Source organism: Dryocola clanedunensis subsp. sulfonylureivorans (genome assembly GCF_016756775.1).
In the GTDB taxonomy this organism is placed as follows: domain Bacteria; phylum Pseudomonadota; class Gammaproteobacteria; order Enterobacterales; family Enterobacteriaceae; genus Dryocola; species Dryocola clanedunensis.
This window is the reverse complement of the sequence record NZ_JAERMU010000002.1, coordinates 240,338-262,304: the sequence shown is the minus strand read 5'-3', so window position 1 is coordinate 262,304 and position 21,967 is coordinate 240,338. Positions and strand designations below refer to the sequence as shown.

Below are 21,967 nucleotides of genomic sequence, written 5' to 3'. Positions count from 1 at the left end.
AATTGACTGGCTCTCGCATTTTGTGGGTTGTCGGATGACGCTGACGCTTATCCAACCTACAATGCTCTGAGTGCGTAGGGTGGATAAACGAAGTGCCATCCACCAATAAAAACAAAATTAGGAAGCAGGGTGGGACTACGTATACCCGTAACGCTCGGCAATATTGCGCCGCTTGCGTCAAAACCGTTTAGTCCCGGCAAGCTTGCCATCATTTGTGAGGGTGGCGGACAGCGTGGGATATTCACCGCCGGGGTTCTGGACGAATTCATGCGCGCAGAATTCAACCCGTTCGATTTTTTCCTCGGCACCTCTGCCGGCGCACAAAATTTATCCGCTTACGTCTGTAACCAGCCCGGTTACGCACGCCGCGTCATCACCCGCTTTACCACGACCCGCGATTTCTTCGACCCGCTGCGTTTTGTCCGCGGGGGAAACCTTATCGATCTCGACTGGCTCGTGGAGTCGACAGCGGCCAAACTTCCTCTGTCTATGTCCCACGCGGACAAACTTTTCGAGACAGGCAGGCAATTTTATATGTGCGCCTGCCGCAGCGATGACTATGCGCCGGGGTACTTCTCGCCGACAGATGCCACCTGGCTGAATATCCTTAAAGCCTCAAGCGCCATACCTGGCTTTTACCGTACGGGCGTGGACATCGATGGCATTAGCTATCAGGACGGCGGGATAAGCGATGCTATCCCGGTGCGGGAGGCCGTGCGCCTTGGCGCGGATACGCTGGTGGTGATCCGCACAGTTCCTTCCCAGATGTATTACACCCCGCAGTGGTTTAAACGTATGGAACGCTGGCTGGGCGACAGCAGCCTGCAGCCGCTGCTCAACCTGGTGCATCATCACGAAGCCAGCTACCGCGAAATCCAGAGTTTTATCGAAAAGCCGCCAGGCAAGCTGCGCATCTTTGAAATCTATCCGCCGAAACCTTTGCAGAGTATCGCCCTCGGCAGCCGCCTGCCGTCGCTGAACGCCGACTATAAAACCGGGCGTATGTGTGGGCGCTATTTCCTTGCAACGGTGGGAAGATTGCTGGCCGAGACGCCGCCAATTAAACGCCACCGCCCACGCATTGTGGCGCCAGGACCGCTGGTGGTACCGCCTGCGGCCGTAGCCAATGAGCTACTGATCAAACCTGTCGTTGGCGCAGCGGAAGCTAACGATGCTTCGTTTAACAATGAGGACAGCGCGTGACGACGACGTTCTACGATACCCACTGTCATTTCGATTTTCCGCCGTTCACCGGCAGTGAAGCCGCAAGCATTGAGCTGGCAAACCAGGCGGGCGTGGAGAAAATTATCGTTCCGGCCATCGAAGCAGAGCGCTTTGCGACGGTGCTGGCGTTAGCCAAGCAGCATTCAGCCCTGTATGCCGCCATCGGGCTGCACCCCATTGTCATCCCTAAACATAACGATGCGTCACTTGCGCTGCTTGAACATCATCTGCAACAACAGCCTGAAAAGCTGGTGGCGATAGGGGAGATCGGGCTGGATCTTTATATGGACGATCCCTTGTTCGACCGGCAGGAAACGATCCTCGATGCGCAGCTAAAACTGGCAAAACACTACGATCTACCGGTGATCCTGCATTCACGTCGTACCCACGACAAACTCGCCATGCACCTGAAACGCCACGCCCTGCCTCGTACCGGGGTGGTACACGGTTTTGCCGGAAGCCTGCAACAGGCGGAGAGGTTTATCGACCTGGGCTATTACATCGGCGTCGGCGGGACGATTACCTATCCACGCGCCGGTAAAACGCGGGATGTGATGACCCGTTTGCCACTCTCATCCCTGCTGCTGGAAACAGATGCCCCGGATATGCCCCTTAACGGTTTCCAGGGACAACCAAACCGCCCCGAACGCGTTGCCGACGTTTTTAAAACGCTCTGCGAACTGCGTGCTGAACCTCCCTCAGAGATCGCCAATGCGTTGATTTACAACGCAGACAAATTATTTTGTTGGTAACTATTCAGCAAAATGATGTGATCGCCGTCACTATATAAGACAAACGTTTGCTTAGATTTGTATAAATTCGTGATGGCGCTGGCAATCTGCCCGACTTCTGCCGTTATAATCCGCGCGTTGGGGGAAAGCCCTTAGGCTTTTCCTGTTTTTTACTATGCACAGGGAATCTGTATGCAAATCCTTATGGGTCTGGTCGGCATGATAGTTCTGCTGCTGATCGCTGTTCTTCTTTCCAGCAACCGTAAAGCCATTAACCTGCGTACCGTTCTCGGCGCGTGGATCATTCAGGTGGGTATCGGTGCGCTGATCCTCTATGTACCTGTTGGACGTCAAGTCCTGCTTGCCATGTCCGAAGGGGTCGCGAACGTTATTGCTTACGGCAACGCGGGGATCTCTTTCCTGTTTGGCGGGCTGGTTTCTGACAAGATGTTTGAAATCTTCGGCGGCGGTGGCTTTGTCTTTGCGCTGCGCGTACTGCCGATTATCGTCTTCTTCTCTTCTCTGATTGCGGTGCTCTACTACCTTGGCATCATGCAGCTGGTTATCCGCATCCTCGGTGGCGGCCTGCGTAAGGTACTGAAGACCTCCCGTACCGAATCACTTTCTGCTACCGCGAACATCTTCGTTGGCCAGACTGAAGCGCCGCTGGTTGTGCGCCCCTATATCGCAACCATGACCCGCTCCGAGCTGTTTGCGGTGATGTGTGGCGGGCTGGCTTCCGTTGCTGGCTCCGTTCTTGCGGGATACGCGCAGATGGGCGTGCCGCTGGAATACCTGATTGCCGCGTCGTTCATGGCGGCCCCCGGCGGCCTGCTGTTCGCCAAGCTGATCCTGCCTGAAACCGAAGTGCCAGACGATGCGCCCGAGCTGGAATCGATGAAAAACGATCCGGATCGCCCGGCCAACGTGCTGGACGCTGCCGCTTCCGGCGCGGCTTCCGGTATGCAGCTGGCGCTGAACGTCGGCGCAATGCTGCTGGCATTCGTTGCCCTGATTGCCTTGCTGAACGGGATGCTCTCCGGGATTGGCGGCTGGTTTAACTACCCGCAGCTTTCCATGGAGCTGATCCTGGGCTGGGTGTTCTCACCGCTGGCGTGGATTATCGGCGTGCCGTGGAGCGAAGCGAACGTGGCTGGTTCGTTCATCGGCCAGAAGCTTATCATCAACGAATTCGTAGCTTACCTGAACTTTGGCGAGTACCTGAAAGATGATGCCACCGTTGCGGCGGCGGGCTTGCAGGTCATTTCTGATCATACCAAAGCAATTATCTCCTTCGCGCTGTGTGGATTTGCTAACCTTTCTTCTATAGCCATTCTGATTGGTGGCCTGGGCAGTATGGCGCCAAATCGCCGCCATGAAATTGCCCAGCTTGGCCTGAAGGCCGTTGCGGCGGGTACGCTGTCTAACCTGATGAGCGCGACCATCGCGGGCGTGTTCCTCTCGCTGTAACGGCAGAGAGCAAATGTTATAATTTTAACATTGTGCGAAAACCAATGGCTGGCGCGATGCCGGCCATTTTCGTTTTCTGAAGCCCTTTTTAACAGGTTATTTTGTTCGTTAAATCACATATACTGTGGAGAGTATGTAATCCCGCCTTTGGCTTTTGTGATTCGAAACACAAAATTGCCCAGGTAGTGAGTGTTAGAATTATAACATTGCTACCGGCAATGTGCGGTGAGAGGGATCTCAACGTGATGGCGACAAGGGTTGCCTCTCCTCTTCATGGAACCAAGTCCGCTCCAACGTGTTGAGTTTCGAAGCCTGAGACTTCTGTATCTTTTGTTGGAGAGTGTTATGACCGATTTAACTGCAAGCAGCCTGCGCGCGCTGAAACTGATGGACCTCACCACCCTGAACGACGATGACACCAACGAAAAAGTCATCGCTCTGTGCCATCAGGCGAAAACCCCAGTAGGCAACACTGCGGCTATCTGTATCTACCCACGTTTTATCCCTATTGCGCGTAAAACCCTGAACGAGCAGGGCACGCCGGATATCCGTATCGCAACCGTCACCAACTTCCCGCACGGCAACGATGATATCGACATCGCGCTGGCGGAAACCCGCGCTGCTATCGCCTACGGCGCAGACGAAGTGGACGTTGTCTTCCCGTACCGCGCGCTGATTGCCGGCAACGAGCAGGTTGGTTTTGACCTGGTGAAAGCCTGTAAAGAAGCCTGTGCGGCGGCCAACGTCTGGCTGAAAGTGATCATCGAAACCGGCGAACTGAAAGAAGAAGCGCTTATTCGTAAAGCGTCTGAAATCTCCATCAAAGCTGGTGCGGACTTCATCAAAACCTCGACTGGTAAAGTGCCGGTGAATGCCACGCCTGAAAGCGCGCGCATCATGATGGAAGTGATCCGTGATATGGGCGTTGAGAAAACCGTTGGTTTCAAACCAGCAGGCGGCGTGCGTAGCGCTGAAGATGCGGCTCTGTTCCTGTCTATCGCAGACGATCTGTTTGGCGCAGACTGGGCCGATTCCCGCCACTACCGTTTCGGCGCGTCCAGCCTGCTTGCCAGCCTGTTAAAAGCGCTGGGTCACGGCGACGGCAAAAGCGCCAGCGGCTACTAATCACTTCTGGCGGCGGTCTGTCCGATCGCCGCTTTTACCTGATCACTTCAGGGGGTTACTTTGTTCCTCGCTCAAGAAATTATTCGTAAAAAACGTGACGGCTTGACGTTAAGCGACGAAGAGATTCGTTTCTTTATTAACGGCATTCGCGACAACACCATTTCCGAAGGGCAAATTGCCGCGCTGGCGATGACCATCTTCTTCCATGACATGACCATGCCGGAGCGCGTTTCGCTGACCATGGCCATGCGCGATTCCGGGACGGTGCTGGACTGGAAGAGTCTGGATCTGGGCGGCCCAATCGTTGATAAGCACTCCACCGGCGGCGTGGGCGATGTCACCTCCCTGATGCTTGGCCCGATGGTGGCGGCCTGCGGCGGCTTCATCCCGATGATCTCTGGCCGTGGCCTTGGCCATACCGGCGGCACCCTCGACAAGCTCGAGGCGATCCCTGGCTTTGATATTTTCCCGGACGATAACCGCTTCCGCGACATCATTAAAAATGTCGGCGTGGCGATTATCGGCCAGACCAACTCGCTGGCCCCGGCGGACAAGCGTTTCTACGCCACGCGTGACATTACCGCGACCGTAGACTCCATTCCGCTGATCACCGCCTCCATCCTCGCGAAAAAACTGGCCGAAGGGCTGGACGCGCTGGTGATGGACGTGAAGGTGGGCAGCGGCGCATTTATGCCAACTTATGAACTCTCTGAGCTGCTGGCGGAAGCGATTGTTGGCGTTGCCAACGGCGCGGGCGTCAAAACGACAGCGCTGCTGACCGATATGAACCAGGTGCTGGCCTCCAGCGCGGGTAACGCGGTTGAAGTGCGTGAAGCGGTGCAGTTCCTGACTGGCGAGTACGTGAATCCGCGTCTGCATGAAGTGACCATGGCGCTGTGCGTGGAAATGCTGATTTCCGGCAGGCTTGCCAAAGATGACGCGGAAGCCCGCGCTAAACTTCAGGCGGTGCTGGACAACGGCAAAGCTGCTGAAGTCTTTGGCCGCATGGTTGCGGCACAGAAAGGCCCGGCGGACTTCGTGGAAAACTACGCGAAATATCTGCCAACCGCCGTGCTCAGCAAAGCCGTTTACGCGGACCGCACAGGTTTCGTCAGCGAAATGGACACCCGTGCGTTAGGCATGGCGGTAGTTTCCATGGGCGGCGGCCGTCGTCAGGCAGCCGATACTATTGATTACAGCGTCGGCTTCACCGACATGGCTCGCCTGGGCGAGAGCGTGGATACCTCACGTCCGCTGGCGGTGATCCATGCGGCAAGCGAAGCCCAGTGGCAGGAAGCGGCGCGCGCCGTGAAGGCGGCAATCAAAGTTAACGATACTCAGCCGACAGAAACGCCAACGGTCTATCGCCGAATCACCCAATAGCGGTATACTGATCCGATCGCTTTTTTACAGAGCACAAGGTACGGAGAACAATATGAAACGTGCATTTATTATGGTGCTGGACTCCTTCGGCATCGGTGCTACAGAAGACGCTGACCGCTTCGGCGACGTCGGTTCTGATACATTCGGGCACATTGCGGAAGCCTGTGCCAAAGGCGAAGCGGACAACGGCCGTAAAGGGCCGCTGAACCTGCCAAACCTGACCCGTCTGGGCCTGGTTAAAGCCGCTGAAGGCTCTACCGGTAAAATCCCGGCGGGCATGGACGGTAAAGCAGAAGTTATCGGTGCTTACGGCTGGGCGCATGAGCTTTCATCCGGTAAAGATACCCCGTCTGGCCACTGGGAAATCGCGGGCGTGCCCGTGCTGTTCGACTGGGGATACTTCTCCGACGTGCAGAACAGCTTCCCGCAGGAGCTGCTCGACAAGCTGGTTGAGCGCGCGAATCTGCCGGGTTACCTCGGTAACTGCCACTCCTCCGGCACCGTGATCCTGGACGAACTGGGCGAAGAGCACATGAAAACCGGCAAGCCGATTTTCTATACCTCCGCCGACTCCGTGTTCCAGATTGCCTGCCACGAAGAGACCTACGGCCTGGATAAGCTTTACGAGCTGTGTGAAATAGCCCGTGAAGAGCTGACCGAAGGCGGCTACAACATCGGCCGCGTTATCGCTCGTCCGTTTATCGGCGACAAGCCGGGCAACTTCCAGCGTACCGGTAACCGTCACGACCTGGCCGTTGAGCCACCGGCGCCCACCGTGCTGAAAAAACTGGTCGAAGAGAAAAACGGTCAGGTAGTTTCCGTGGGGAAAATTGCGGACATCTACGCCAATGTCGGTATCACTAAAAAAGTGAAAGCGACCGGTCTGGACGCGCTGTTCGACGCCACCGTCAAAGAGATGAAAGAAGCGGGCGACGACACCATCGTCTTCACCAACTTCGTTGATTTCGACTCATCCTGGGGCCACCGCCGCGACGTCGCCGGTTATGCCGGTGGTCTGGAGCTGTTCGACCGCCGCCTGCCGGAGCTGATGGAACTGCTGAAAGAGGACGATATTTTAATCCTCACCGCGGACCACGGCTGCGACCCGACCTGGAAAGGCACCGACCATACTCGTGAGCACATCCCGGTACTGGTCTATGGCCCGAAAGTGAAGGCCGGCTCTCTTGGCCACCGTGAAACCTTCGCGGACATCGGTCAGACCGTGGCGAAACACTTCGGTGTGTCGGATATGGACTACGGCAAAAACATGCTGTGATACCCGTTGCCGGATGGCGCTACGCTTATCCGGCCTACGTGAAACCGTTTGCAGGCCTGATAACGCACAGCCGCCGTCAGGCAAAAATAAATTAAAAGGACAGAATAATGGCAACGCCACACATTAACGCAGAGATGGGTGATTTCGCAGACGTCGTACTGATGCCGGGCGATCCGCTGCGTGCGAAACACATTGCGGAGACTTTCTTCGAAGACGTGCGCGAAGTGAACAACGTGCGCGGCATGCTGGGCTACACCGGGACTTATAAAGGCCGTAAAGTGTCCGTTATGGGCCACGGTATGGGTATTCCATCCTGCTCTATCTACACCAAAGAGCTGATCACCGATTTCGGCGTGAAGAAAATCATCCGCGTGGGCTCCTGCGGCGCGGTTCGTGCCGATGTGAAACTGCGTGACGTGGTTATCGGTATGGGCGCATGTACGGATTCCAAAGTGAACCGCCTGCGTTTCAAGGACCATGACTTTGCGGCTATCGCAGATTTCGATATGGTGCGTAACGCGGTTGATGCGGCGAAAGCGCTGGGCGTTGACGCTCGCGTGGGCAACATCTTCTCCGCAGATCTGTTCTATACGCCAGACCCGCAAATGTTCGACGTAATGGAAAAATACGGCATCCTGGGCGTGGAAATGGAAGCGGCTGGTATCTATGGCGTGGCAGCAGAATACGGCGCGAAAGCGCTGACCATCTGCACCGTCTCCGACCATATCCGTACGCACGAGCAGACCACCGCCGCCGAGCGTCAGACCACCTTCAACGACATGATCAAGATTGCCCTTGAATCCGTGCTGTTGGGTGACAAAGAGTAAATTTTGCTCTTAGTGAAAAAGGCGCCTCAGGGCGCCTTTTTTGGTTGTCAGTATCTATTCACGGATAGTTCAAAATTTGTCATTCTGGCTTTATCTTTCATTTTATTAGCGCTATAAATCTATTCATGTATCTATTCATGAATCTATCCAATGAGCGCACTGACTGATTTATTACTTCATGGCCCACAGTCAGCTAACCAGCTGCGCCAGCGGCTGGGTGTTAGTCAGGCAACCTTTTCACGCCTCGTTAATGCCGAAAGCGACGTCATCAAAGCCGGGCAGGCAAGATCAACTCGTTATGCTTTGATTAGACCGGTGCGCCAAATCAGGCAGTTTCCGCTATGGCAAATCGACGATGCGGGGCAGGCGTGGCGGTTTGGCGATCTATATCCAGTCTGGCCGCAGGGCAGCTGTCTGGTGATATTGAACAACGGTGCCGCGCAGTGGTACGACGGATTACCCTGGTATTTAACTGACCTGCGCCCGCAGGGATTTTTAGGGCGGGCATGGGGACGCAGATTAGCCCAGCGAGCCGGGTTGCCGGAAGATATTCGCCTGTGGCAGGAAGAAGATGTGCTCTTCGCTTTATCGCAACAGGTACCGGAAAACCTGGGCGGCTGGCTGGTGGGGGAGCAGAGCTATCACCGCTGGTTTGAACTACCTTCGCCACAGGCTATTCCTGAAGCGGACAAACTTTCTCTGTACGCCGCACTGGCGGCTAACGCGCTTTCCGGGGAGGTTGCTGGCTCGTCTGCGGGGGGCGAGCAGCCAAAATTTACCTGCTATTCGCAAACCGAAGCTGGCCCCGCCCAGGTAATCGTAAAATTTACTCCCGCTGTGCAAAACGAAAATAGCCAGCGCTGGGCGGATTTGCTTCACGCGGAGGCTCACGCGCTAACTATCCTGAATCAGGCTGGTATTGCTTCATCCCACGCAACCGTTATAAGAAGCGGCCTACGCCAGACCTTCCTTGAGGTCGTTCGCTTTGACTGCAGTGGGGCGCAGGGGCGGAAAGGCATTGTCTCTCTTGAGGCCGTGCAGGCAGAGTATGCCTGCGGGCCAAAATACTGGCCTGCTGCCATTGCCGAACTGTTAAAGCAAAAAATCGTAGAGCCTGCGACGCTACGTTTAGCGCAGAAAATCTGGGCGTTTGGCCGATTGATTGCCAATAGTGACATGCATGCGGGAAATCTTTCTTTCTTCCTGTCCGATATGCCTCTCAGGCTGGCGCCGGTGTACGACATGTTGCCAATGGCGTTTGCGCCAAACAGCGTTGGGAGCATGCGAAGAGAGTCAGTTATGCCGCTGATAGACCCGCTGGTACCGGGGGAGGTATGGCGTGAGGTGATGCCGCTTGCTCGTCAGTTCTGGCTGGAATTAAGCCAGAACCATGACATCAGCAACGCTTTTCGGGAGATAAGCCGTTCAATGCTGAATGAGCTGGACGTTGTGGCAGACAGCATCACGCGCCTGGCCTAACGCACCGTCTGAGCAATCCACTCGCTGACTTCCAGCAGTTCTGGTTCCTGTTCGGGGAAATCCACAATCAGCGTTTCGCACTGCTGTTGCAGCATGTCGCTGCGGTACAGACAGCCTTGCAGGCGGGCAGCGAGGGCTTCAAGTGGTGCAGGGTTCAGGCTGTCGGTGAAAATTTGCGTGCGGGTGATGTGGCCTTTCTCTACGTCAAAATGCAGTTCGATGCCGCCCCAGGTGAAGCGCTGATCCAGCATGTGGCTGAACGCAGGCGCCTGGCCGAAGTTCCACTCCCAGCTGCTTTGCCTGGCGAAGGTCTCCGTAAAGCCCGGCAGGTCCGGCAGCGCATCTGGCGAGATGTGTTCGGCTTCTACGCGTTCGCCGTAGTAAGCAAAGAAAGCCTCGCGTACCGCATCGCTGATTTGTTCGTGGGTCACGCCCGGCAGTAAATCGCTAAGGTTGGCGACCCGCCCGCGTACGGAGGTAATCCCCTTGGCCTGGAGCTTTTTCTTGTCCGGGTTCAGATAGTTCGCCAGACGGCTTAAATCCGCGTTCAGCAGCAGCGTGCCGTGGTGAAAACCGCGATCCATCGTCTCTTTATAAGCTGAGCCTGATACTTTGCGCGCGCCGTCAGGCGTTGCCACTTCCAGATCGTTTCGCCCGGAAGCCGCCGCTTTTATGCCAAGCGAGTTCAGCGCGTTGACGACAATCGCCGTCGAGACGCTTTTATCGTACTCCGGTTTTCCGGCCATAAAGGTAAAGCAGGTATTGCCCAGATCGTGGAACACCGCGCCGCCGCCGCTGCTGCGCCTTGCGAGCCGCACGTTGTCCTCTTCCATACGTCTGGTGTTGCACTCTTTCCACGGGTTTTGCGCGCGGCCGATGACGACCGTATCGGCATTGCGCCACAGGAACAGCACCCGTTGAGTGGCTGGCATCTGGCGGAAAATACATTCTTCAACAGCCAGGTTAAACCAGGGATCGTGTGAATCAGAAATCAGCAGGCGTAGCGTCGACATATCAGGATTCCTTTTCTTCGTCTTCTTTCACTTCGGTGTTGGCGGTCAGCAGGAAAGGCGATTGCTGCCAGCGAGTGCGTTTGCCCTGCAACAGCGTGCGGGTAAGAACAATGCCAATTGCCAGCGCCAGCAGCATCATCAGGCGCAGAATATTGGTGGTGTTATCCACCTGTTTGGCTTCCGTTGGCAGGGTGTGGGTATCGAGCGTGATACGCAGGTAGCCAATCGGGCTGTCCTTATCAACAATAGGCTCAACGATTTGCTGATTGAAGTAACCGCCTGCTTTTTTGCCATCCAGCGCCAGACGATCCCGCACGCCGACGCCTTCACCCGCGCGGGCCACCTGATCGCCTTCGCTATCATAGACGCCAGCATCAAGTATGCGGCTGTCGCGGGTCAACAAGGTCAGCATGGTATTAATGCGTTTTTCATCCGGATTTTCGGATTTCATCATGGGAGTCAAAGTATAACTAACCTGACGAGCGAGGGTGCGGGCCAGCTCTTCCAGCTGAACGTTGCGCGCCTGCTGATGGCCCTGGCTGAACCAGGACGCGCCCTGCATTAAGGCGACCAAAAGTGCGAGGCAGATAAGTACAATCACTGCGCGATGAAGCCTGAATTTCATTTTTGCCCGAGCCATTTTGCACCTTTGATAAATTGCTTACTTTAATGTGTCAACGCAAAGCAGAAGTGGCACCTTCACTGCGAGACAGAAATGTCCTGCCGAAGCTCACAAGGTCCGTTTGACCGCTTCGGTATAAACTTCCGAGCTCTCTCTTTATCCCGACAGATACGACAACCTTTTCATCGATGACCTAATATACCAGTCGATAACCGGAGGACCAGGGTTTTGTCTTGCAGCAATCAGGCATCCTACATAGCTTGTTAGCTTCAAAGCGTGGAGATTTGAGCACCTCTGCCAGCTTCTTATTCTGTAGTTCTCTAACCTTCGCGCCAGGTTTAAGCCATTCCTCTAATGCACGTTAGTCAAAGCCCAGAAGACACACTTTTTCTGAGTTCTGTCTGGCAGTTGGAATAGGGATAAAAAACACGGGCTCTGATACTTTTTTGGCATAACGAAAATGACAATTCATCATTTGTCATTGAGGTGAAACAATCATAAAGCTGAAAAAAGGAGCAACTATGCAAACCAGAAATTTATCTGAAAACCTTACTATCAGTTCGGTTGGCTACGGGGCCATGGGACTGAGCGAATTTTATGGCCAGACAGACGATCAGACTTCCCTGCAGTTATTACATAAGCTCATCGACCTGAATATTACTTTCATTGATACTGCAAACCTGTACGGACGGGGCCATAATGAGCGGCTGATCGGCCATTTTCTTGCCGGTCTGGATAAGGTCACGCGCAAGCAATTCAAAATTGCCACGAAGTGCGGAATCGATCGTTCACCCGATGAGTCGTACGCCCGCACCATCAACAATCAGCCCGACTATATTACGCGCTGCTGTAATGAGTCCCTCAAAAGATTGGGTGTTGAACGGATCGATTTGTTCTATCTCCACAGGGTCAGCCAGGCCACTCCAATCGAAGAGAGCATGGAATGTCTGAGCCGTCTCGTCAGGGAAGGTAAGATTGATCATATTGGCCTCTGTGAGGTCTCCGCTTCTACCTTGCGCCGGGCCCATGCGGTACACCCGCTTACCGCACTGCAGACTGAATATTCATTGTGGACGCGCGATATTGAGGACGAAATCCTTCCGGTAGTGAAAGAACTGGGCATAGGCCTGGTGCCTTACTCTCCCTTGGGGAGGGGGTTCCTGACCGGAAAATTCCGCAAAAACAGCGAATTTGCTGAAGGCGATTTCCGTAAAAACAATGAGCGATTCACGCAGGCAAGCCTCGATCATAACATCCAGCTTCTTGACGTAATCGAGCCGCTGGCTGAAAAATACGATTGCACTACGGGGCAAATAGCGCTGGCTTGGTTGCTAGCGCAGTATGACAATCTGGTACCTATTCCCGGGACCAAGCACATCACTTTCCTGACTGAAAATGCACAGGCGGTCGATATCATTCTCGAGGAATCAGACATTGCCTTGCTAAACGATATTCACCAACACGTTGAGATCAGAGGTGGTCGGTACTCTGAGGAAGGCATGAAAGGCGTTAACGCCTAAAACCTGCAGGCATAGCCACAAACCGGGCTATGCCCTAATACTGGTCACCTTAAATGACCAGTATTTCCCTTTCAGGACATTTTGGCTTTTTCTCTGATAATCCTCGGATATCTTCGCTCTGCTTTTCCCGACGGCTGAGTTTCAGTTGCTCGATAATTGAAATAACGTGGCTGCTGATAACCTCTGTCTGCCGGCCCAGCTTTGCTTCCCGGTGACTGTAAGGGTCATCGCCTGGTGGATAAGCTCAGTGGATAGAATCAGAAAGGCTGCGAGCGTACTCTGAGAAGATGGCGGGCTTATGAAGGCTCCGTGTAAAAAGGGTCCATGATGAACATGAACCCTTTTTTCACAAGCCACCGTTCGGTCAACCAATCTAGAAGCGATCGACATTAGCAGATGCCCGGTTTTTTTATTCACATCAGCGCAGGGCCTGCCTGGCTGATGTTCTCAACGATAAACACTCAGCGCCACCCCCTCACCGCCGCCAACACATAGTGCTGCCATGCCACGCTTAGTATTATTGCGTACTAGACTATGCACGAGCGTCACCAGGATACGGCATCCTGAAGATCCGATTGCATGACCGAGCGCAATTGCACCACCGTAAGGGTTGATGCGCTCCGATGGAATCCCCGTCTGGCTGATCACTGCCAGCGCCTGGGCTGCAAAGGCTTCATTCGACTCTAGCTGTTCAACGTCTTCAGGTTTCCAGCCCGAACGGGAAAGACAGTTTGCGATCGCCTGTACCGGCGCTGCGCCCATTAATGCCGGCTTGATACCCGAGTTGGCAAACTCCCCCAGCGAGGCGAGAATCGTTAGGCCACGTGCGGTCGCCGTATTGCGAGTGCAGAGAAGGACTGCCGCAGCGCCGTCATTAAGTGAGGATGCATTCCCTGCGGTCACAGTTCCGCCCTTCCTGAAAACAGGTTTCAGCTGCCCGAGTTTTTCGATGCTGGTTTTACGGGGACCTTCATCCGTACCTACCCGCAGGGTCTCGCCTTTTCTGTTCTGCCATTCCACAGGAACAATTTCGCCGTCAAAAATACCCTTTGCCTGCGCGTTCAGCGCCTTAATGTGGGACAATAGGGCGAATTCATCCTGCATTGCACGACTGATACCAAATTTATCCGCAACGTTTTCGGCGGTGATCCCCATGTGATTATCGTCAAATGCATCCCAGAGCCCGTCAGACACCAGGCTATCCTTCATGCTACTGTCTCCAAGCCGTGTCCCGGTACTCGATGACGTCAGGATGTGCGGTGCGCTGGACATACTTTCCTGCCCTCCGGCGATAACAAACTCCGCCTCCCCCATCAGCAGCGCCTGCATGCCAAGATGTACCGACTTGAGACCTGATCCACAAACCTTGTTAATAGTCAGGCACTGCGTTTCAACAGACAGCCCGGCATTCAGAGCGGATTGCCGTGCCGGATTCTGGCCGCAACCGGCCGTCAGGACCTGTCCCATTATGACCTGAGAAATTTCAGTGGCCTTCACGCCAGAATCGTCAAGAAGTGCACGAATGACACAGCTTCCCAGTGCGACTGCGGAATGATCCGACAAAGACCCCTGGAATGCGCCAGTTGCCGTGCGTTTTGCAGAAACGATAACGACTTCACTCATCAGTTTTCTCCTTGCGTCCGGGTAAAGTATTGCCGGTTGCCGCCATAGCGGCGCGATAAGCTGTCAGTCCGTTCATGCACGCTGGTACGCCGGCGTAAACGGCCATCTGTATCACGATTTCGAGCAGCTCTTCGGGGGTAACGCCGGTATTAAGCGCCGCTCTCATGTGTAACTCGAGCTGAGGCATGGCGTTACCTAGCGTCACAAGTGATGCCACAGTGAGCATTTCCCTTGTTCTGAGATCCAACCCGGGACGGCCAACCACAGCGCCAAATGCATAATCGGTAATCAGGGCAGGCAAGGTGGCGTCAAGTTCACCCAGGCGTCCGGTCACTTTATCGGCCAGACCGGGTTCAAGACGATCCATGATGTCTCTGCCATAGCGCGTGAGATCGTTAGTTTGACTCATAAGATTTCTCCAGCACGGTTTGAGTGGGTGCTACGCGAGTTGGGATAACTGCCACGAGCAGCACAGAAAGTCCGATGGCGGCCCCCGATACGATATAGAGCATGGGGATAGAAAAAGCGGATACCATCCAGGCTCCGGCAAAAGCCCCGAAACCGATAGCAGTATTGAAAAATGAAACGTAAACCGCTGAAGCTGGGAAGGTTTTGTCTTCCGCCAGGCGTAAGACCCACGTCTGGAACCCTACGAAGATCCCGGATACGGCCACGCCCCAGATAACCATCGCAGCGAAGACTGCGGTATCTGAAAGTGCTGCCCCGGACAACCCCAGAAATATCAGTACCGCGCAGATAAGCAGGACCGACATGGAAACCGTGGCCTTGAGGCATTTATCTATAATCATCCCCGTCAGAAAATTGCCAGCGAGGCCTGCGACACCGTAAATAAACAGGACAACCGGTATAGTTGAGGTAGCAAGGGCATTCTGTGTATTCAGCCAAGGTTCAATGTAAGTAAACGCGGCGAAGTGCGCGGTCACAGCCAGTAACGTAGCCGTATAAATTTTCCACAGCGCAGAGGATTTAAGCACGCCTTTAAGTGCTTCCAGACCGATGGCACTTTTGGTGGTTATCTGCGGGACAAGCACGCTGATGCCGACAAAAGCGATCACGCTGAGCCCCGCCATCAGCCAAAATGCTTGTCTCCAGCCGAGGTGAATACCGATATAATTTGATACCGGTACGCCAAACACACTAGCAGCCGACACCCCTCCAAAAACAATCGATGTTGCGGCGCCGATGTATTTGGCCGGTACGATGGAAACTGCCGTTGCCCCGATCATCGACCAGAAGGCGCCGTGAGCCAGCGCACCCAGCACGCGTGCCGCAAGCAGTACCGCGTAAGTATTTACCGTAGCGGCAAGCACGTTTGACAGAAAAAGGATAACGGTCAATATGAGCAGGAGCCGCTTCTTGGCAACATTGCCCAGAAAGACTGAAGCAAAAAGCGCACTCAGTGCGCCGACCCAGGCATAAAGCGAGACCGTCATGCCCACCGCTGCTTCGGAAGAACGGAGTCCCTCTGCAATAGGTGTCAGCAAGCCAACAGGCGCCAGCTCTGTAGTGACAATGGTGAAAGTTGAAAGAGCCAGAATAAACAGGGCAAGCCATGACCTCAAGGACATATCCTGCGGGGATTTTTCTGTGTTCATATTTTTTACCTCTGGAATGGTTAAATAACTGGCCAACTCTGGTTTATCCCGTGTCTGGCAAGTTCCGTATATTTCCCTACACAGACGGGATAGCCGACGGATTCGAGCATGGGGATGTCTGAAAGATCGTCTCCATAGGCATAGCAATCCGCAGCATTTATCTTTTTCTGACTACAGAAATTAATAAGCGCCTCTTTCTTTCCACTGCCAATTGTCTGTGGTGTCCCTATTTCCCCCGTTATTATCCCTTCATCCGTTAGTTCCAGCGGTGCGCAGAGGATATCGGTTACGCCCAGATAACTTGCAACCGGTGAAAGAACGGGGCGCATAGATCCAGAGATAAAAACAGTAAGCATCTTATTAGCCTGATGTTTTTTCAGGGCTGTCACTGCGCTATTTATGAATAATCCGGAATCTAGCCTCTTAGCCCTAAACCAGTTTTCACCGGCTTCTTCTAGCTCTTTATAGTTCACGCCGGCAAACTGTCTGTAATATTCTCTGTTAAGCTGTTCGCGTGGAGTTCCATTTTTCACTGCGGAACGAAAGTGAGTCATATAGCTTTCGAGCTTGTCATCGTCATTGTTCTCACGACACCAGAAGTCGTAAAAATCAAACATGCTTTTAACAGTTATAAGCGTCTCATCGACGTCAAAAAAAGCGGCTGATGTATGCAAGGTTTATTCCTCGTAACTCTTCCTACGACTTTTTTCCGGAAATTCTTTATGGTTTCCGGGGACACCTGCATCAGCCCAGCGCGAGGGCTCAATCTCAGTAATTACAACGGAGATTTTATCAAGCGGTGCGCCGGTATATTTATGCACGGCTAACGTGATATCTTCCTGCATCCCGGTAATTTCGCTTTCATCTTTTGCAGGCCAGGTGGTGATATGAACAAATGGCATATTTATTTCTCACTTTATAGTAATGAATTCATCGAAAGAGCGGCTTTTCAGTTTCAGATGAGCATGAATGTCTCCACCCAGGCCATAAAGCCCTATTGCGCCGCCATGGCTCTGGCGGGAGCTCATATAAAGAACGACAACGTTAATTATCCGATTTCCATTGCTTTCATTAGCTGGAAAAGGGTCAGGTAATTCTGCCCAGTATTCTGCATTGCCGTTGTGATCGGTGATGAATACGTTAGGTATTCCCAGCGGCCCCGGACGACTCGGATTTTCAGTCGCCAAATCTTTTTCACGCAGGCTCATGACGGTATAAACGCTATCAGGGACAAGATGTCGAAAAGAAAACTTAAAAAGGGCCTGCCTGCGGTCTTCCGAAAGTAATACCTCAAGCCTGCCTTCAGCCCGCATCCAATTTGCCAAAGTAATCGGATGGATATGGCGTTTGCCATCGCAGCTTCGATAATCTGCAATATAGCCTTCATGCAGAGGCCGGCTTGGGCGGTTTTCGGTGTTTGCCTGAGGCCGTTGCTCAGGTGCGAACAACATTCCGTAATTGTTCAACGGAACGGGCAAGGGAAGAGTGTGCAGGATAATATCCTTACACTCTTCCTGTGACATGTCCTCAATGTCGCGCAGTATCTTATAGGGTGCCACTTCTCCGAATGCAGGAAGTTGGCTGTCTGCGGAAACAATGACGCTGCGCCATTCCAGTCCGTTATCTCCGGGGACCATACCGACCACCACAAAATTACCTTCCTGGTCCATTACCTCCGCAGGGGGGTAAAGCGGCCCCTGCGTGGTAGCAGCCAGATTATATTTCTGACTACTTAATTCAGGCATGCACTACCCCGATCATCGTGCCTTTCTGTTCCACAATTGCCGCCTGCATGGCCGCCTCAGCTAGTGACTTTTCCTTTTCAGAAATCAGCCCCGAGGAATACACCGTGAACGATACGTCCATGGTTGCGCAAAGCGTCTGGTGCTGAGTCACGCGAATCTTAGCTTTGAAGCGTCCTCTGCGTTCGTTAACATCTTTTTCAAGGTATTCAAAATGGACCAGCGCAGGTAAAGGAAACAGAAAGCTTGAAAAGTTAATCGCCATACTGTTGATAACGTAGTAACGTCCCGTTTCCTGTTTATAGATAAACTCTTCGGTCACGGCGATAAAAGCCTGACGACTTGCTTCCACCAGAAGCATCCCCTGAATGTGCTGGCCGGTCTGATGATCGGCCATAAGTTCACAGCGTTCATCGATCAGCAACGGCATGGTAAAAAGGTCACCGTTATGTTCAGTTCGCTCCGCTGAACCAATAAGAACATTCTGCTCAAGCCGCTTATGACAGTGTGCATTCTTTTTATCGTTAACTAGTTTTTCCAGAGAGCACATTTTAAGCTTATTTCCATGCACGGCATTTCTCGCCTGATTTGAAATGACTTTCCCTGCAAAATCTTTACGTATACCCTGCCCAATGATAATTTCATGTTCTTTATCAATAATATTAGCAGGGATCTGCGTTAGTAATTCAAGTTGAGAAATGGTCAGGACGTCTTTGCCGTTTGCAAATTCATTAAACATATCGCCGACAACAACAAGTTTTTTACAGTTCATTTGTTAATTCTCTAGCATCAACAGGCACGATAGATACGGGTATACAGACCTTCATTACCGCCGGTGATATAATTATCGCCAGCCTGCTGGATAATTTCCTTATAGCGTGCATTGGTAAAGGGTTCTTTATAATCGTCTTTATTGCCGTTAAAGGCAGAGATGAACATTACGCCCGGCACACCGCTGATGAGTGAGTGAAACGCTTCGAAGCTTTCAATTTTATCTTTATTATCTCTTACGACATTGAAAATGGTTTCATCACGCCACTGGCGGTATTGCTGATAGTTATGCGCTGGTACTTCTACGTGGCGAAGTTGAATATACTCCGTTTCAGGAAGGTCATTTTCATTGTCAATAGGAGATTCGACAAATTTAAGCAATTCTCTACGGATATCTGCAGAAAGAACATCAGCAAAGTTATGGAACATGGAATCAAGTTCTTCTTCTACCCATGAGATCTCTTTAATGTCATTAAATGAACGAAGTTCCAGCAATTCATTCACCCCCGGCTCTTCACATAAATAATATCGCTTGCTTTCAGTGTTTTTTAAGGATGAAAGAGTATCAGTAGAAATGTTGTTTTTTAATGGGAAACGCGATACCAGCACATAGTTAGATGACATTATTATCTCCGAAAGGATATTGGATTAAGTTTCGGAATGAATTTATCAATCTGTGACGCAGATGGAATTGTTAAGTTTGTAATATAATTTTTATATTAATGTTAAATGCTTTGTTTTGGTTTGGTTTTTCTTGATATGTCCGTGCATTTAAAAATGGTAGAGTAAGACTTTTGATAGACCGGATTGTATCGATGGCTACCGCAGGTCACCTCATCAGTAACAACCTTCCCAGCGTTAAACAGCTTCAGTGTTTTCTTGCCGTGGCGCATGAACTGAACTTTCGCAGAGCCGCCGAACGGCTCAGAATGACCCAGCCTCCGTTAACTCGTCAGATTAAGTGTCTTGAAGCCGTTCTGGAGCGTCAACTGTTCAGCCGCAGCACACATGATGTCAGCCTGACAGACGCTGGCCGCGCCTTGGTAATAACAGCAGAGAAGATCCTTCAGCAGCTCAGCGAGCTGAAAACAGACTCACTTTCATCAGAGAAGACCCTGCGCATCGGTTTGACCCGGACTATGAATTTTGAGTTAATTGAGCCTGTTAACAAACAGCTTAGTAAGCTGAATGTCGGCGACGACGTTGAAATACCGAACCTGACTTCCGCCCAGCTGCTTCAGTGCCTGACGAAGAACACGCTTGATCTCGTCCTTACCGGGGAAAAGGGGGCCGGCCATGAAGATATCGTTCAGTATCGATGGGTCTGTCGCGAGCCGCTTCTGTTAGCAATGCCAGCGATGCACCCTGCAAGTCTTAAAGAAAAGGTATCGCTGGCAGACGTCTGTGATTTACCGCTCTTCTGGTTCGCCAGAAGCGCCAACCCGTCGTTCTATGACAAGTGCGAAGGCTATTTTGATCAGCTTCAGTTCCCCCTTAAAAGGGTAAAAGAGCCGGATGATTCACTCGTGATGCTTACTCATATAGCGAGGGGTAAGGGAGTTGCCCTGATGCCTCAGTCGAAATGCACCTTTAATCAGGAAGGGCTGTGCTACAGAGAGCTCACCGACGACGAATCGCAGACACTAAACATAGACGTCTACGCTGCAACCCGGCTTGATGAAAAGCGTGAGGTCATCCTGAATGCTCAGGATGAGTTGTGTAATAACCGTCTTCCAGACTGAAAAATGGGGGTTAATTACCCCTTCCCACCTATAGCCAGTACCCGCAAGGTAGGCATTTCATACCCGCGTTATTGTCTCACGCTTCATTTTGTCTTCAGTGTTTAATTTCTGGCAACAGTAATGCGGGTAATTGGGGAAAAAGGGAGAGCGGCGGTTTAGTTCTTTTCGACTGGGAGAGATTCAGCACGGGTAATTCAGCCATTGACCTCACCCCACTTATAAAGGGAATGGGTTCTAAACAAAGATTTAGGTTGACTGGCATAAGACATGGATTGTCCGCTGCTCGCTCTTAGCAGGTATTGGCCGTTACATATGAGATTTACCATAACACCCTAATTGTACGCACTGCTAAAACGGCCTCAGGGCGTTTCTGACGGATAAGCGGTAAAACCGGCAACAAACCACCCGAAAACCCGCCAGAAACGCACAGGCAGCATTCTGGCCCAGAGTGATGTGGGGCTGACTGACTCCTGAATAATCTGGAGCCGATCGAGCTCTTTATGACCCATGCTAATTATCTCTTTGCCATGAAATATTCACTCAAAATACAATGGGTGACATTTCTGATTTGGTCAAAGGGGACATGACCGCATAGTCTTAACATTGCATACTTTAATGTTGCCAGAAGCGGCGTGGACAGGGTAGCCTCATGCGTTGTTTTGTTCTGGATACCCTTCATCCTTCAAATTGCAGGGGTGTTGGCTGCACTCCCTTACCCCAGTCACTTACTTAAGTAAGCTCCTGAGGATAAGCTCCCTTGCCGCCTACCTGGAATTCGAATGCTAAAGGGTATAATAATCTTATTCAGGAGCCGTAATGCCAAATAGTCTGACCTGGTGCGATCTGCCGAACGATGTTGCTCTCTGGCCAGGATTGCCGCTATCCCTTAGTGGCGACGAAGTGATGCCGCTGGACTACCGTGCTGGCCGCAGCGGCTGGCTCCTGTACGGCCGGAACCTCGACAAGGCATGTCTGAACCGCTATCAGCGCAAGCTGGGGGCTGCGATGGTTATCGTCACCGCCTGGTGTGTGGAAGATTATCAGGTTATTCGTCTGGCGGGCTCTCTGACGCCAAGAGCAACGAAGCTTGCTCACGAAGCCGGGCTGGATGTGGCACCGCTGGGCAAAATTCCTCATCTGCGCACGCCAGGTTTGCTGGTGATGGATATGGACTCTACCGCAATTCAAATCGAATGCATTGATGAAATTGCCAAACTTGCCGGTACGGGCGAAATGGTGGCGGAAGTCACCGAGCGCGCCATGCGCGGCGAGCTGGATTTCACCGCCAGCCTGAAACAACGCGTGGCGACACTGAAAGGCGCTAACGCTTCGATATTACGCCAGGTACGCGATGAGCTGCCGCTGATGCCGGGGCTGACGTCGCTGGTGCTGAAGCTGGAAGCCCTGGGCTGGAAGGTGGCGATTGCCTCCGGCGGTTTCACCTTCTTCGCGGAATATCTGCGCGACAAGCTGCATCTGACCACCGTCGTGGCCAACGAGCTGGAGATCTGCGACGGTAAGCTGACCGGCGAAGTGATCGGCCAGATAGTCGATGCCCAGTTTAAAGCCGAGACGTTAAAACGTCTGGCAGCCAAATATGAGATCCCCGCCGAGCAGACCGTTGCGATTGGCGACGGAGCTAATGATTTACCGATGATTCAGGCCGCCGGGCTGGGCATTGCCTATCACGCGAAGCCGAAGGTGAATGAGAAAACCGAAGTGACCATCCGTCATGCCGATCTGATGGGCGTCTTCTGCATTCTCTCCGGCAGCCTGATTCAGGAAGAAAGATAAGAGGATATT

At 52.7% G+C, this 21,967-nt stretch carries 21 protein-coding genes and 2 pseudogenes; 12 read left to right on the top strand and 11 right to left on the bottom strand.

Features of this window, described 5'->3' with window-relative positions:
• The first annotated feature begins 129 nt into the window (after positions 1–129).
• From HYQ67_RS03040 to yjjJ, 8 genes are all read left to right on the top strand, one after another.
• Positions 130–1,203 carry a patatin-like phospholipase family protein gene (locus HYQ67_RS03040; protein WP_202301378.1) on the top strand — a complete coding sequence of 358 codons (1,074 nt, stop codon included), beginning with the start codon at positions 130–132 and terminating at the stop codon, positions 1,201–1,203.
• Positions 1,200–1,976 carry a TatD family hydrolase gene (locus tag HYQ67_RS03035; RefSeq protein WP_202301376.1) on the top strand — a complete coding sequence of 259 codons (777 nt, stop codon included), beginning with the start codon at positions 1,200–1,202 and terminating at the stop codon, positions 1,974–1,976. Before HYQ67_RS03040 ends, HYQ67_RS03035 begins: the two co-directional genes overlap by 4 nt.
• A gap of 171 nt (positions 1,977–2,147) precedes the next feature.
• Positions 2,148–3,425 (top strand): NupC/NupG family nucleoside CNT transporter, encoded by a 1,278-nt coding sequence (locus HYQ67_RS03030; protein ID WP_202301374.1) that lies wholly within the window; start codon positions 2,148–2,150, stop codon positions 3,423–3,425.
• Positions 3,426–3,770: 345 nt separating this feature from the next.
• Positions 3,771–4,550, top strand: a complete 780-nt coding sequence (gene deoC / locus HYQ67_RS03025; protein WP_202301372.1) for a deoxyribose-phosphate aldolase — start codon at positions 3,771–3,773, stop codon at positions 4,548–4,550.
• Positions 4,551–4,610: 60 nt separating this feature from the next.
• Positions 4,611–5,933, top strand: coding sequence for a thymidine phosphorylase (deoA, locus tag HYQ67_RS03020; protein WP_202301370.1), 1,323 nt, complete (start codon positions 4,611–4,613; stop codon positions 5,931–5,933).
• A gap of 52 nt (positions 5,934–5,985) precedes the next feature.
• Positions 5,986–7,209, top strand: a complete 1,224-nt coding sequence (deoB, locus tag HYQ67_RS03015; RefSeq protein WP_202301368.1) for a phosphopentomutase — start codon at positions 5,986–5,988, stop codon at positions 7,207–7,209.
• A gap of 107 nt (positions 7,210–7,316) precedes the next feature.
• On the top strand, positions 7,317–8,036 hold the full coding sequence (gene deoD / locus HYQ67_RS03010; RefSeq protein WP_202301367.1) for a purine-nucleoside phosphorylase: 720 nt from the start codon (positions 7,317–7,319) through the stop codon (positions 8,034–8,036).
• A 150-nt stretch (positions 8,037–8,186) separates the two neighbouring features.
• Complete coding sequence (gene yjjJ, locus HYQ67_RS03005) at positions 8,187–9,515, top strand: type II toxin-antitoxin system HipA family toxin YjjJ (RefSeq protein ID WP_202301366.1); 1,329 nt, start codon at positions 8,187–8,189, stop codon at positions 9,513–9,515.
• On the opposite strand, the gene lplA is transcribed toward yjjJ, so the two are convergent.
• The 3 genes and pseudogenes from lplA to HYQ67_RS02990 all read right to left on the bottom strand — a co-directional run.
• Positions 9,512–10,528 (bottom strand): lipoate--protein ligase, encoded by a 1,017-nt coding sequence (gene lplA / locus HYQ67_RS03000; protein ID WP_202301365.1) that lies wholly within the window; start codon positions 10,526–10,528, stop codon positions 9,512–9,514. The genes yjjJ and lplA overlap by 4 nt on opposite strands.
• A gap of 1 nt (position 10,529) precedes the next feature.
• Positions 10,530–11,168, bottom strand: a complete 639-nt coding sequence (locus tag HYQ67_RS02995) for a YtjB family periplasmic protein (RefSeq protein WP_202301364.1) — start codon at positions 11,166–11,168, stop codon at positions 10,530–10,532.
• Between the two features lie 90 nt (positions 11,169–11,258).
• A pseudogene (locus HYQ67_RS02990) lies at positions 11,259–11,511 on the bottom strand (type II toxin-antitoxin system RelE family toxin); the annotation flags it as partial.
• A gap of 160 nt (positions 11,512–11,671) precedes the next feature.
• Between HYQ67_RS02990 and HYQ67_RS02985 the strand changes: the two are divergent.
• Positions 11,672–12,670 (top strand): aldo/keto reductase, encoded by a 999-nt coding sequence (locus HYQ67_RS02985; RefSeq protein WP_202301363.1) that lies wholly within the window; start codon positions 11,672–11,674, stop codon positions 12,668–12,670.
• 447 nt (positions 12,671–13,117) lie between these two features.
• Here the strand turns inward: HYQ67_RS02985 and HYQ67_RS02980 are convergent, their stop codons facing one another.
• The 8 genes from HYQ67_RS02980 to HYQ67_RS02945 are packed head-to-tail and all read right to left on the bottom strand — an operon-like array spanning position 13,118 to position 19,046.
• Positions 13,118–14,293: an acetyl-CoA C-acetyltransferase gene (locus HYQ67_RS02980; RefSeq protein WP_202301362.1), complete on the bottom strand. Its 1,176-nt coding sequence runs from the start codon at positions 14,291–14,293 to the stop codon at positions 13,118–13,120.
• Entirely contained in the window at positions 14,286–14,702 is a 417-nt protein-coding gene (locus HYQ67_RS02975; protein WP_202301361.1) for a carboxymuconolactone decarboxylase family protein, read from the bottom strand. Before HYQ67_RS02975 ends, HYQ67_RS02980 begins: the two co-directional genes overlap by 8 nt.
• Entirely contained in the window at positions 14,689–15,909 is a 1,221-nt protein-coding gene (locus tag HYQ67_RS02970; protein ID WP_202301359.1) for an MFS transporter, read from the bottom strand. Before HYQ67_RS02970 ends, HYQ67_RS02975 begins: the two co-directional genes overlap by 14 nt.
• Before the next feature lie 20 nt (positions 15,910–15,929).
• Complete coding sequence (locus HYQ67_RS02965) at positions 15,930–16,583, bottom strand: HAD family hydrolase (protein ID WP_202301357.1); 654 nt, start codon at positions 16,581–16,583, stop codon at positions 15,930–15,932.
• Between the two features lie 3 nt (positions 16,584–16,586).
• Positions 16,587–16,811, bottom strand: a complete 225-nt coding sequence (locus HYQ67_RS02960; protein ID WP_202301355.1) for a tautomerase family protein — start codon at positions 16,809–16,811, stop codon at positions 16,587–16,589.
• Positions 16,812–16,820: 9 nt separating this feature from the next.
• Positions 16,821–17,654: a hypothetical protein gene (locus tag HYQ67_RS02955; RefSeq protein WP_237391051.1), complete on the bottom strand. Its 834-nt coding sequence runs from the start codon at positions 17,652–17,654 to the stop codon at positions 16,821–16,823.
• Positions 17,647–18,423, bottom strand: coding sequence for an AfsA-related hotdog domain-containing protein (locus HYQ67_RS02950; protein WP_202301353.1), 777 nt, complete (start codon positions 18,421–18,423; stop codon positions 17,647–17,649). Before HYQ67_RS02950 ends, HYQ67_RS02955 begins: the two co-directional genes overlap by 8 nt.
• 17 nt (positions 18,424–18,440) lie before the next feature.
• Complete coding sequence (locus HYQ67_RS02945) at positions 18,441–19,046, bottom strand: hypothetical protein (RefSeq protein ID WP_202301351.1); 606 nt, start codon at positions 19,044–19,046, stop codon at positions 18,441–18,443.
• A gap of 191 nt (positions 19,047–19,237) precedes the next feature.
• Between HYQ67_RS02945 and HYQ67_RS02940 the strand changes: the two genes are divergently transcribed.
• The 3 genes and pseudogenes from HYQ67_RS02940 (at position 19,238) to serB (ending at position 21,958) form a co-directional block, all read left to right on the top strand.
• The gene (locus tag HYQ67_RS02940; RefSeq protein ID WP_202301349.1) at positions 19,238–20,164 is read left to right on the top strand and encodes a LysR family transcriptional regulator; all 927 of its coding nucleotides are present in this window, start codon (positions 19,238–19,240) and stop codon (positions 20,162–20,164) included.
• Between the two features lie 86 nt (positions 20,165–20,250).
• Positions 20,251–20,412: pseudogene (locus HYQ67_RS23930) on the top strand (aminoglycoside phosphotransferase); the annotation flags it as partial.
• Between the two features lie 568 nt (positions 20,413–20,980).
• Positions 20,981–21,958 (top strand): phosphoserine phosphatase, encoded by a 978-nt coding sequence (gene serB, locus HYQ67_RS02935; RefSeq protein WP_202301348.1) that lies wholly within the window; start codon positions 20,981–20,983, stop codon positions 21,956–21,958.
• Positions 21,959–21,967: the final 9 nt, after the last annotated feature.